Raw genomic sequence first — 13,515 nt, 5'->3', positions numbered from 1 at the left:
AATATAAAGAATATGAAAAAAATAGCATTATATACTTTATTATGTGCGCTGTTTTCGTTCAGTTCCTGCAGTATGTTCGAGATAGACAACTATGATGAACCTAAAGAAACATTGCAAGGAGAAGTCGTGGATGCAGCTACCGGAAAAAGAGTACTTACCGATCAGGGAAGAGAAGGCACTTATATACGCCTGACAGAACTTAGCTGGGGAGAAAATGTACAGCATAATCCTGACTTCAATTGTATGTCGGATGGTACTTTCCAGAATACCAAATTATTCAAAGGTACATACCATATCGATGTTATAGGGGCATTTATTCCTCTGCTTCGGGAAGACGCAAACGGCACACCAATAGCCGACGATACTCAGACTATGGAAATAAAGGGTGTCACTAAAGTAAAATTTGAAGTTCAGCCTTTCCTTAATATTGAATGGGTAGGTGAGCCTACAATTAGCAATGGAAAGGTTACAGCAAAAATACGTGTTACGCGTGGAGTTTCTGAGGCTGAATTCAAAAATAAGATAGAACCTATGGGCGGATATGACAACAATTTTGTGAACGTTACGGATGTACGTTTATTTGTCAGCTATTCATCGAGCGTGGGTTATGGAACAAGCTATGATAACGATCAGTTCGATCCATGGTCGGGTGAACTTTCCTATTCAGGTTCTGACTTTAGTCCGCTATTAGGCGAAGTAATTACTATTCAGTCTAAAGGTACCATACCTTCGGGACGTACGGTATTTGTGCGTGCAGCCGCACGTATTAATTACGGAACACCAAAAGGAAGCGGAACGAGACGTTACAACTATAATGAGGCTAAAGAACTAATGGTTCCATAGTTTTTAATACTTAATTCTAAGGTTTAAGGTTCAACTGCTCAGGTTTAGCCTTAAACCTTAACTTTTTATGATAAAACTCTCTCGTAAGAGAACAATAAATCATGTAAGCCAAAATAAACAAAGATATCCCTCAAAAAACCTGATAATAAATACCGTAAATGTTAAAATAGCGCTATATTTATAGATTACAATTACAAAATGTTTTGATTATCTTGGCTATAATTTACTTATGAAAAAGAATGTATTGATTTTATGTCTTTTGGGATCATGCTTTCAGCTTGTTGCCCAAACTGCTGATAATGTTAAGACAACATTTCAGACTTCCCGGGAATGGAGACCGACAATAGATAACCGTGCCGATGCTGTTATGGTGTATGGCGTAGGAGGAAATCCGTCTGATAAATCGAAAAGAATACCTTTTGAAGAACGTGTGAAATCATGGCGCGACAAAGGATATATCGCCCATTTCATGACGGGTATAGCATGGGGTGAATATCAGGACTACTTTACAGGCCAGTGGGATGGCAAATGGCATCTCGACGAAGGGCAGGTACAGCAAAACGGAGATACAATATGGCATGGACATATGGTTCCTTACATAGTACCTTCCGAAAACTTTCTGAAATACCTGAAAGAAAAACATGTAAAAAGAGTAATAGATGCAGGCATCGATGCTATTTTTATGGAAGAGCCCGAATTCTGGGCACGTGCCGGATACAGTGATGCCTTTAAAAATGAATGGAAAAAGTTTTATGGCTTCGACTGGCGTCCACAGCATGAATCTCCCGAGAATACATATTTAGCGAGTAAGCTAAAGTATCAGTTATATTATAATGCCCTCAATGAAGTATTTACATACGCCAAAGAATACGGTAAGAGCAAAGGGATGGATGTGAAATGTTACGTTCCTACACACTCCCTCGTCAACTACTCACAATGGATGATTGTGAGCCCCGAAGCCAGCCTTGCTTCTTTACCCTGCGTAGACGGATATATAGCACAGGTATGGACAGGAACTTCACGGGAACCTAATTATTACAATGGAAAGCCAAAAGAAAGAGTTTTCGAAACCGCTTATCTTGAATACGGCTCGATGGAATCAATGACGGCTCCTACCGGACGAAAAATGTTTTTCCTAACCGACCCTATAGAAGACCGCGCAAAAGACTGGGTAGATTACAAAGTGAATTATCAGGCTACATTTGTAGCTCAACTATTATATCCGAACATCGCCGATTATGAGATTATGCCTTGGCCCGAACGCATATATGAAGGGTTATACAGAACGAGTGCCAACAGCGATAAGAGAGAACGCATTCCAAGACATTACTCTACCCAAATGCAGGTAATGATAAATTCGCTGAATGATATGCCTTTATCCGACAATAAGGTAACAGGTTCGAACGGTATCAGTGTCCTGATGGCTAATTCTCTGATGTTCCAGAGATTTCCTACTCATGCAGGATATGAAGACCCTCAATTGGCCAATTTCTACGGTCAGGCTCTGCCATTCCTTAAAAGAGGAGTTCCTGTAAAAACAGTACATATAGAAAATCTCGGATATAAGCAGGCTCTTGCTGATACCAAAGTCTTATTGATGTCTTATTCTAATATGAAGCCTTTATCGCCGGAAGCTCATACCCAAATTGCCGAATGGATAAAAGGAGGTGGTACCCTGGTTTATAGCGGTCGTGACGACGATCCGTTCCAGACAGTGCTCGAATGGTGGAATACAAATGGAAATAAATATACAGCACCTTCAAATCACCTGTTCGAACAGATGAATATTACAGCTTCACCTACACAAGGTGAATACACACATGGAAAAGGTAAAATATATATTCTTCGTGCCGACCCGAAAGAGTTTGTCCTGACTGCAGGAAATGATAAACAACTGATAGATGTTGTAAAAAGGTTGTACGAGCAAAAAGCAGGCAAATTGGAATTTAAGAATAATTTTTATCTGCAAAGAGGGGCTTACGATTTGGTTGCAGTACTGGACGAAAGCATAAATAACGAACCCTATACAATAAAAGGAAATCTGATAGATATGTTCGACCCTAAACTACCTGTATACAAATCTAAAAGTATTCAACCGGGTGAGCAGGCTTATTTCTTCAATGTCGACAGGGTGAAAGATAAGCAAAAGCCTCAGATCCTTGTTTCGGCAAGCAGGGCCTACGAAGAAAAGAGAGATAAAAATTCGTATTCATTTATTGCCAAAAGCCCTGTAAACACAACAAATGTATCCCGAATTCTTTTACCAAAGAAACCGGTGAGTGTCCTCATCAATGGTGAAGAAAAATATACAAACACAGCATGGGATCAGCAATCAAAAACATATCTGGCCGAATTTGAAAACAATCCGGATGGCGTTGCTGTGACGATAAAATGGTAATATACACACACAATAAAGAATATAAAACATGAGAAAAGTATTTTCAATCCTACTTCTCTCCTGCTTATGCCTGATCGCTTGTAAGAATCAGTCAAAACAGGATTATGAAGTCACAAAAAATAATTTGCGTGCACCGGCATATCCGCTGATTACTATCGACCCATATACAAGTGCATGGTCTATGACCGACAACCTGTATGATGAAAGCGTAAAACACTGGACAGGAAAAAATTTTCCATTGGTCGGCGCAATAAAAGTAAATGGAACTGGTTACCGCTTCATGGGTACGGAAAATATTCCGATGGTTGCTATCGCTCCCACATCCGAACAAGGCGGATGGACAGGCAAGTATACCACTACTAAACCGTCTACTAACTGGATGAATAAAGAATTTAACGATTCTTCATGGAAAGAAGACAAAGCCGCCTTCGGAACCAAAGAAAATGAAGTAACGGCAAAAACCCAGTGGAGTACCGAATATATATGGGTAAGAAGAACAGTAAATCTTGAAGAAGATTTATCGGGAAAAGAAGTATTTCTTGAATATTCACACGACGATGATGCCATTATTTATATTAATGGTATCGAAGTGGTTAATACCGGTAATGCATGCCATAAAAATGTATTGCTGAGATTATCGGATGAAGTCTTATCAACCCTTAAGAAAGGCGAAAATATCATTGCAGGCTATTGCTACAACCGGGGTGGGAATGCACTCTTGGATTTCGGTCTAGTGAGGGAAAAAGATCATAAGGAATTATTGAAGAATACGGCAGTTCAGAAATCCGTGGATGTGCAGGCTACCCAGACACATTATGTATTTGCATGTGGTGACGTAGATTTGAAACTGACTTTCTCTGCCCCGCTATTTATGGAAGATCTGAATCTGATATCACGTCCGGTAAACTATATTTCTTACGAAGTTTTACCGAATGGAAATACTGCTCATGACGTAGAATTATATTTCGAAGCATCTTCGGAATGGGCATTGGATAAGCCTCTGCAGAAATCTGTAAGCGAAGGTTTTGAAAACGGAAATCTTCTGTTTTTAAAGACCGGTAGCGTCGATCAGCAGATACTGTCAAAACAAGGTGATGATCTTCGTATCGACTGGGGCTACTTTTACCTTGTAGCTGAAAAGGAAAATACTACCTTCAGTGTGGGTGAGAGCGAAGAATTAAGAACCGGTTTTATCAATGGTAATAAAGAAAATATAACAAACAGTCAAGGTGATAAAATTGCATTTTCCCGTAATTTAGGATCAGTCAACGAACCTGTCTCAGGCAAAATAATGATAGGTTACGATGATCTTTATTCAATTCAATATTTTGGAGAAAATCTACGTCCTTACTGGAATAAAGACGGAAATCAGAATATCACTGATGAGTTCCACAAAGCAAACAAAGAGTACGATAAGCTTATCGAAAAATGCTATGCTTTCGATAGTGAGTTGATGAAAACTGCCATGAATGCAGGAGGGAAAAAGTATGCAGATCTATGTGCATTAGCTTACAGGCAATCGATTTCCGCTCATAAACTGGTGCAGGCTCCTAACGGGGATCTATTATTCCTTTCGAAAGAGAATAACAGTAACGGCTCTATCGGAACAGTCGATATTACATATCCTTCTTCTCCGTTATTCCTGTATTACAATCCTGAACTGGCAAAAGGCTTATTAAATCACATTTTCTATTATAGTGAAAGCGGTAAATGGGCTAAGCCGTTCCCTGCACACGATGTTGGCACTTATCCTTTGGCAAACGGGCAAACATATGGCGGTGATATGCCTGTAGAAGAATCGGGCAATATGATTATTGTGACAGCTGCTATCGCAGAAATGGAGGGCAATGCCAAATATGCAGAAAAGCATTGGGATGTGTTGACAACATGGACAGATTATCTGACCGAGTATGGACTTGACCCCGAAAACCAACTTTGTACCGATGACTTTGCAGGTCACTTCGCTCACAATGTCAATCTTTCTGTAAAAGCAATCATGGCAGTTGGCTGTTATGGCCGTATGGCAGATATGCTGGGTAAAAAGGATGTCGCAGAAAAATATACTGCTAAAGCTAAGGAAATGGCCAATGAATGGATGAAAATGGCTGATGACGGTGACCATTATAAGCTGACATTTGATAAACCGGGAACATGGAGCCAGAAATATAACCTTGTATGGAACAAGTTATTAAATCTGTCTATTTTCCCTGAAGAAGTTGCTCAAAAGGAAATCGCTTATTACCTGACTAAACAAAATAAATACGGCTTGCCTCTGGATAACCGCGAAACATATACAAAAAGTGACTGGATTATGTGGACTGCTACAATGGCTTCGGATCAGGCAACTTTTGAGAAATTTATCGATCCTCTTTATACATTTTACAATGAAACAGTAGACAGAGTACCAATGTCTGACTGGGTATTTACAGACAGCTCTAACTGGAGAGGCTTTAAAGCCCGCTCGGTTGTAGGAGGTTATTATATAAAGATGTTGGAAGGCAAGATAAATAATAAGGCAAAATGAAAAGACTAATATTTATAATAAGTATTCTGTTCTGGACTGTCAGTACAATTTATTCTCAGAAAGGGGTTGATCCTGTGGATTATGTATCTGTACTTGTAGGAACTCAAAGTAAGCATTCCCTGTCTACAGGGAATACTTACCCTGCAATTGCCGTACCCTGGGGAATGAACTTCTGGACGCCACAGACAGGTGAAATGGGAAACGGATGGGCCTATACTTACGATTCGGATAAAATTCGGGGATTCAAACAGACGCATCAGCCTAGCCCGTGGATGAATGATTACGGACAATTCGTGATTATGCCGGTAACAGGAAAGCCTGTTTTCAATCAGGACGAACGCGCCAGCTGGTTTTCGCATAAGGCCGAAATAGCTAAGCCCTATTATTATAGTGTTTATCTCGCCGACCATGACGTGGTGACTGAACTGGTTCCGACTTCCAGAGCAGCTTTATTTCGTTTTACGTTTCCTGAGAATGAAAACTCTTTCGTAGTCATCGATGCTTTCGATAATGGCTCGTATGTAAAGATTATTCCGGAAGAAAATAAAATAATCGGCTATACAACAAAAAACAGCGGTGGTGTACCTGAAAATTTCAAAAATTATTTTGTAATTGTCTTTGATAAGCCTTTTACATACAAAGCATCTGTAAATTCAGGAAACATCTCTCAAGACAATGTGGAAGTTAATTCAAATCATGCCGGAGCAATCATTGGTTTTGCAACAAAAAGAGGAGAAAAGATTCATGCCCGTGTTGCATCGTCTTTCATTAGTTTCGACCAAGCCGAACTGAATTTGAAAGAACTGGCAGACAAAACATTGGAGCAGGTAAAAGAACAAGGCAGGAATGATTGGAATGAGGTATTAGGTAAGATTGCGGTTGAAGATGATAACATCGACAACCTACGAACTTTCTATTCCTGCCTTTATCGTTCCCTACTTTTCCCAAGAAGCTTCTATGAGATAGATGCTAAGGGGAAAGTGATGCATTACAGCCCGTACAATGGAGAAGTTCTGCCGGGATATATGTTTACAGATACGGGATTCTGGGATACTTTCCGCAGTCTTTTCCCTTTGCTCAATCTGATTTATCCTTCCATGAATGAGAAGATGCAGGAAGGGCTTGTGAATACTTATAAGGAGAGTGGCTTTCTGCCTGAATGGGCAAGTCCCGGCCACAGAGATTGCATGGTAGGTAATAATTCTGCCTCGGTAGTAGCAGATGCTTATCTGAAAGGACTCAGCGGATACGATATCGAAACACTCTGGAAAGCGGTTGTACATGGTGCAAATGCTGAGCATCCTAAAGTCGGTACTACCGGAAGAAAAGGTTTTGAATATTATAACAAACTGGGCTATGTCCCTTATAATGTAGGTATAAATGAAAATGCAGCGCGCACACTTGAGTATGCCTATGACGACTGGTGTATTTACCAACTCGGAAAGAAACTGGGTAAGCCGAAAAGCGAAATAGATATTTTTGCCAAGCATGCCATGAATTATAAAAATCTTTACGATCCAAGCCATAAGCTTATGCGTGGAAAGAATGAAGACGGTAAATTCCAATCGCCGTTCAATCCGTTGAAGTGGGGAGATGCCTTTACCGAAGGTAACAGCTGGCATTATACATGGTCTGTATTTCACGACCCGCAAGGGCTTATCGACCTGATGGGAGGAAAAGCCGGGTTCAACCAGATGATGGATTCTGTATTCAATGTACCACCGTTGTTCGACGATAGTTACTATGGATTTGTTATCCATGAGATACGCGAAATGCAGATTATGAATATGGGTAACTATGCACATGGTAACCAGCCTATACAGCACATGATTTACCTATACAACTATTCCGGTGAACCTTGGAAAGCACAATATTGGGTACGTGAAGTAATGGATAAGCTATACACGCCTAATCCCGATGGCTACTGCGGCGATGAAGACAATGGCCAGACTTCGGCTTGGTATGTCTTTTCTGCACTTGGTTTTTACCCTGTTTGTCCGGGAACGGATGAATATATTGTGGGAAGCCCGCTATTTAAAAAAGTTACTGTCAGATTAGAAAATGGTAAACAGATAGAAATTACCGCTCCCAACAACGATAACAGCACCCGCTATATTGACGCATTATCGGTCAACGGAAAGAACCAATCAAAAAATTATGTGACACACGATGTTTTGATTAACGGAGCCAAAATAAACTACCGGATGTCTGCCAATCCGAATAAAAACAGGGGAATAAACAATACAGATTTCCCATACTCATTTTCTAACGAAAAAAGGTAATCAGAAAGAAAAGAAATAACTATCTTATCGTAGAGATAAGAATATAAGAGAAAGGCTTACAGACATTGTAAGTCTTTCTTGCTTCTTGCATGTTTGGGGATTATGTAGGTTGACATTCACCGGAAAAATCTTTGATTTATTTATCTCTTAAAATGCGTATCACCATTTCTCTGCGCTGTCTGGATATAGTTATGTGGCTGCCATCTCTCATCAGAATGTATCCGCCGTCTGTTTTGATAAAGCTTTTTACTTCCAGTAAATTTATGAGGTGCGACTGATGTACCCTCAGGAAATTGTAGGAGGAAAGAAGCTCGTCATATTCTTTAAGTGTTTTGGATATCAAAAGCTTTTCTCCGCTCTTTAAATAGAAAATTGTATAATTTCCATCAGCCTGACAACGTATAATATTTGAAATTTCAACAAATTCTATTTTATCCGACAAAGGAAGAGCCAGAACCTTTTTATCTTCTGCTCTATGCTGATTTTCGATAAGATTAACCATCCGCGAATTATCTATCTTATCCTGAACTTTCTTTACAGCCTTATCCACAGCCCTTAATAATTCCATAGTATCGATAGGTTTTACTATATAGTCTAAGGCCGAAAATTTGATTGCTTTTACTGCATAGCTTGTAAAAGCTGTGACAAAGATTACTTCAAAATCAAGTTCAGGCAGACTTTCAAGCATTGAAAAACCGTCACCGCCGGGCATTTCTATATCCAGAAATACCAGATCGGGCTTATGTAACATTATCTTTTGCCTTCCTTCTAAAGCAGAAGAACATACCGCTACTATATCTACAGAGCGACAGTATTCGTGGAGCAGGTTCTGCAGATTCTCTCTGTTATTATGTTCATCTTCTACTATGATAGCCTGTATAATTTTTTTCGTAGCCATATCGTGATTTATTTTTCAGACAGGAATCGACAAAGTAACTTTACAACCTTTTACAATTCCACCCTCTTCTATATTTTCTATTTTCAGATTTATATTCAGATGATATTCTTTATTTAATAAGCCTAACCGTTCGCGAACAGACCGTAATCCAAAGCCTTTATTTGCTCCGGAATTTTCTTCAAAATAACCCGATCCGGTATCGGTTACAGCTACATAGAGATTATGATTTGTCAAATTGAAACGAATAGATATTTTGCCTCCGCCTTTGGGAGCAATGCCATGCTTTACTGCATTTTCTACAATCGGCTGAATCAGCATCCCGGGGATTTCTTCATTTTCGACATCTAGACTTTCATCGATATCGATTACATATTCAAAAGACACCCGTAATTGCTCAAGCTGCAAATAAAGTTCTAATAAAGATATTTCTTCAGATAATGTCACCAATTTTTTCTCCGATGTAGACAATACCATCCGCAGTAGTCTGGCAAAATTAACCAGATAATCATTCGCTTCTTTTTCTTTCTTTTGCGATATAAGATTCTGAATAGAGCCTAATGCATTGAACGTGAAGTGCGGATTCATCTGTGCACGTATTGCTTTTAACTCCAGTTCCAACATTTGTCTTCTTCTTTTTTCGCGACGCCGGATAATAAACCGAACAAGTAAAAATGTAATCAATATGCTTAGCAACGAAGTAATAATGACGATCAAAACTCCGCCGGAAGCGGAGTTTTGATCGTTTTGTTTGATTATATCCTCTTGTATGTTTCTGATTAGAAAATATGGAGAGTCTATACGATTGCTGTTTTGCTCTCTGTTAATAATTATACCGTTATTCCTAATCACCATATAATCCCTATCATCAGAAACTAACTTATCTTCGAATTCCCTCACATTGGCGTCAGGAACAAATATTATCTGCTTTTGTATTTCCGGTTTAGAATCGAAATGGGATTTATGAGATTCAGAAGTTATAATACAAACATTTACTTTATCTTTTAACTCAGCCTTTTCAATCTCGGTATATATATTCTTAAGCCGCTGTTCGAAATAAAGATCTTCCTTATTGTTATCCAAACTATTTCTGACCAGTAATATCACATATCCGTCACTCTTGTTTTTTAATGGAATTTTATTTTCTATTTTTAAATCTAAATCTTTGATATTGGCTCCGGGATCAACTTTAGCCAGTTTTTCATGTAAATCAATAACCGATTTACGCAATTCCGTCACGTTGCACTTTTGGATAAAATCCTGATACTCCCTTTCACTTTCGCTAAGATGAAAGTTTAACATTATATATTTCAAAGTTTCGCTAGTCAGATAAAATCTCGGGTATCCCCAGAAAACAGCGTCTGCAAAATAATATTTAGGGATATGTCCCTGAAGATATCTTATTCCTGTCATTATACTATTATTCGCTTCTTGAGCTTTATAGGTATAGAAGCTTTCGACAAGTGCGCCGTAAGTATAAGGTTGATAAAGGTAATCGGCAAAAGGAAATAAATCGGTAAAGTGTTTATTATACCAAAGAGACATATCTTCCGTTGCAACAGGCTCCCCCCAACTTCTTGTCACATTTTCATTGTATAATTTCAACTTTTCTGAGGCATACCAATAATCGAAAGAAAGTTTAGCAGATTTTCGCCAATAATCATTCATATTACTTTGGTACTTAGACAACAAAGATACATGTAATTCTTCCCCTTCTCTAAAGAAAATATCTTTATCCATTTCATGATAAATATCCGGCTGATTACTATTGTATAATTTGGCAATTTCGTTTATATAAGCACTGTTTGCATAGCCTTTCCCTTCAAATTCATAATTGCGTGATATGGAATTATATTTGACTTTCAACGAGTCTTCCGGAGTGATATCCAATATTATGTCCCTAATATTCATCCGCTTGGGAGAAGACAAAAAGAAGCTGAACACATACGTATAATTTACAGACTTCACGGGCTTCATTCGTTCTCCGTCCATTTCAATAAAAATCCTGTCTTCCGGTATATCTTTAGATGCTGTGAACATTATATGGGTATTAGGCTGAATCGCAAAAGAAGCAGATGTCAACTGTGCAAATGTTGCTTTATCGGATACTGATACAAATTCCGACCTTAAATCTATGAGCCATGGCATCGTTGCTCCCTTTCTATTTTTTTCGTCCCATTCTTTGAAAAAACTTTCGAGTGCTGATTTTGTAATAATATCAAAATCAATAAAAAGGTCGGAAATGGGACTAACAAAAGAAACCATTCTAAGCCCTTGAGGAATATTTAAAGCCTGCATATACCATCTATTACGATATCTGTTTGTGTGCTTCTCTTCAGGCGAATCAGCATACGATATATTAACCTTTTTATCATTTGTATTAAGTGATGCAATTACAGAATTATTATCAAACAGATAGAACATCGGCTTATCGTCATAGTACCCAAAATAATCCGTATTAAAATATGCAAGATCAGTCTGTCTATTCTTTAGTTGCTCTTCACTCTGAAAACAAGTAAACCAACGGATAGGCTTTATAGCCAAGCGTATCGAATCTTTATCCACCGATAAAACATGAAAGTCTACATCAACTTTCTGTGTCTGACTAAAATCCCACACAGAACTGTGTCCTACTGTTCCTGCCGATACAGTAATCCTGAGGCTGAACTTATCAGCAGGCTTCAGATCCTTAATAGAAAAGAGTTCTTTTGCGGGGATAGAAACTACTGATAACAAAAAAATTATAACCAACAATATTTTTCTCATAGCTAACAAATTTAATTAACTGATTTCACTTATCAACATAAAAGTATATATCAATGATGAAATAAATTTCCAGCTTTATTATCCGGTTACGATGACCGATTATTCGAATCTTCCCCATTATTATTTATAAAAAGCCGGATATTTTATTTAAGTTTGCACAAGTTTTAGAAACAACATTTTTTCAATAATACCAACAATGATGAACCGCAGTATCAAAAGAGTCTTTATTATAATCCCGTTATTCTTCATATGCATTTCAGCCATCAATGCTCAAAAAATAAATGTAGCCTCCTACAATATCCGATATGAGAACAACGGCGATAAGGAAAAAGGAAACGGCTGGGAGCAAAGATGCCCTGTTATATGTCAGTTGATTCGTTTTCACGATTTTGATATATTCGGCGCTCAGGAAGTGCTTAACAATCAATTGGGCGACATGCTCGAAAAGCTTCCCGAGTATTCCTATATCGGAGTTGGTCGCGATGATGGTAAAACAGCCGGAGAATATGCCCCGATATTCTATAAAAAAGAAATGTTTAATATGTTAAAAACAGGGCAATTCTGGTTATCCGAAAATACAGATTATCCAAACAAAGGCTGGGATGCCGTACTGCCGCGAATTTGCACATGGGGACAGTTCGAAGATAAAACCACAGGATTCAAATTCTGGTTTTTCAATCTGCATATGGATCATGTAGGGGTGGAAGCCCGGCGACATAGCGCCAGTCTGGTGTTGGATAAAATCAGGGAGATGTGCGGTGAAGATGCAGTTATTCTTACAGGAGACTTTAATGTAGACCAAACACACAAAAGCTATGAAATATTAAATGATTCCGGCATCCTGAGAGACTCCTACCTGACAGCAAAAATAAACTATAGTCCGAATGGTACTTTCAATGCTTTCAATCCTAATCTTTTTACGGAAAGCCGCATAGACCATATCTTTATCAGTCAGGGATTTACAGCAGAACGCTATGGTATACTCACCGATACATACCGCGAGAAGAAAGAAAATAGTGAGACAATTCATTCCGGGAATTTTCCTAAGGAAGTTTCTTTACAGGGATATACAGCAAGAACTCCGTCAGACCATTTTCCGGTAAAGGTTGAGCTGTCTTTTGAAAAGTAGGGATTATAATATCATATCTACATCATTAACAGCAACATATAAAGATAGTCATTCAACTTCGAGCGGAGAATTTTCAATGATTGTGTAATGCGATATTCTACAGTTTTCACCGATATATCCAGCATTGCAGCTATCTGTGCATTGGTTAGTTCTCCGAAACGGCTCATCTCAAATGTTTCCCTATAATTATGGGGCAATTCATTTACCGCATTTTGTATTTTATTTGCAAGTTCATCGACCATATAATAATCCGGGTCTTCAAATTGCTCTTTTAGCTTCTCATATAGTAATGAATGTACTTTCTTCTTATACTGCTGCCTGCGGATAGCATTAAATGAACGGTTTTTCACAGCTACGAATAAATATGACTTTAATGAACTTCCGATTACAAGATGTTCCCTCTCTTCCCATATATATAACATCAAATCCTGAACTAATTCTTCAGCATCTGCATCCGGAATAAACTGAGATGCGTATTCACAAAGAGGTGAGTAATATTTGTCGAACATCTCCCTATAGGCATTGGAATTCCCTCTTTGAATCTCATAAAGAAGCTCTTGTTCATCCATAATATAAATCAGGTTATAGACAAAGATAATTTTTCATTCACAATAAACAGACAACAAACGTCATAAAAATAACAAGATTGGAAATTAACTGAAAAAAAACCGGACGAAG

8 protein-coding genes are annotated in these 13,515 nt (G+C 38.4%); 5 read left to right on the top strand and 3 right to left on the bottom strand.

Annotated elements, in window-relative coordinates:
• The first annotated feature begins 12 nt into the window (after positions 1 to 12).
• The 4 genes from K348_RS0117510 (at position 13) to K348_RS0117495 (ending at position 8,047) form a co-directional block, all read left to right on the top strand.
• Complete coding sequence (locus K348_RS0117510) at positions 13 to 843, top strand: DUF3823 domain-containing protein (protein ID WP_029906839.1); 831 nt, start codon at positions 13 to 15, stop codon at positions 841 to 843.
• 229 nt (positions 844 to 1,072) lie between these two features.
• Complete coding sequence (locus K348_RS0117505) at positions 1,073 to 3,241, top strand: hypothetical protein (RefSeq protein ID WP_029906838.1); 2,169 nt, start codon at positions 1,073 to 1,075, stop codon at positions 3,239 to 3,241.
• Positions 3,242 to 3,269: 28 nt separating this feature from the next.
• A complete protein-coding gene (locus K348_RS0117500) occupies positions 3,270 to 5,765 on the top strand; it encodes a glutaminase domain-containing protein (RefSeq protein WP_029906837.1) in 2,496 nt (831 codons plus the stop codon).
• A complete protein-coding gene (locus K348_RS0117495; RefSeq protein WP_029906836.1) occupies positions 5,762 to 8,047 on the top strand; it encodes a GH92 family glycosyl hydrolase in 2,286 nt (761 codons plus the stop codon). The genes K348_RS0117500 and K348_RS0117495 overlap by 4 nt, the downstream gene beginning before the upstream one ends.
• Positions 8,048 to 8,183: 136 nt before the next feature.
• Here K348_RS0117495 and K348_RS0117490 read toward each other — a convergent pair whose 3' ends face one another.
• Positions 8,184 to 8,945, bottom strand: a complete 762-nt coding sequence (locus K348_RS0117490; protein WP_029906835.1) for a LytTR family DNA-binding domain-containing protein — start codon at positions 8,943 to 8,945, stop codon at positions 8,184 to 8,186.
• 15 nt (positions 8,946 to 8,960) lie between these two features.
• Positions 8,961 to 11,708, bottom strand: a complete 2,748-nt coding sequence (locus tag K348_RS18920) for a sensor histidine kinase (protein WP_051698014.1) — start codon at positions 11,706 to 11,708, stop codon at positions 8,961 to 8,963.
• A gap of 211 nt (positions 11,709 to 11,919) precedes the next feature.
• Here K348_RS18920 and K348_RS0117480 point away from each other — a divergent pair, with 211 nt between their 5' ends.
• Positions 11,920 to 12,837 carry an endonuclease/exonuclease/phosphatase family protein gene (locus tag K348_RS0117480; protein ID WP_029906833.1) on the top strand — a complete coding sequence of 306 codons (918 nt, stop codon included), beginning with the start codon at positions 11,920 to 11,922 and terminating at the stop codon, positions 12,835 to 12,837.
• Between the two features lie 17 nt (positions 12,838 to 12,854).
• Here the strand turns inward: K348_RS0117480 and K348_RS0117475 are convergent, their stop codons facing one another.
• Complete coding sequence (locus K348_RS0117475) at positions 12,855 to 13,406, bottom strand: RNA polymerase sigma-70 factor (RefSeq protein WP_029906832.1); 552 nt, start codon at positions 13,404 to 13,406, stop codon at positions 12,855 to 12,857.
• Between the last annotated feature and the right edge of the window lie 109 nt (positions 13,407 to 13,515).

The organism is Prevotella sp. 10(H) (assembly GCF_000711235.1).
Lineage (GTDB): Bacteria > Bacteroidota > Bacteroidia > Bacteroidales > Dysgonomonadaceae > Dysgonomonas.
This window is presented reverse-complemented; position numbering and strand designations above follow the sequence as displayed.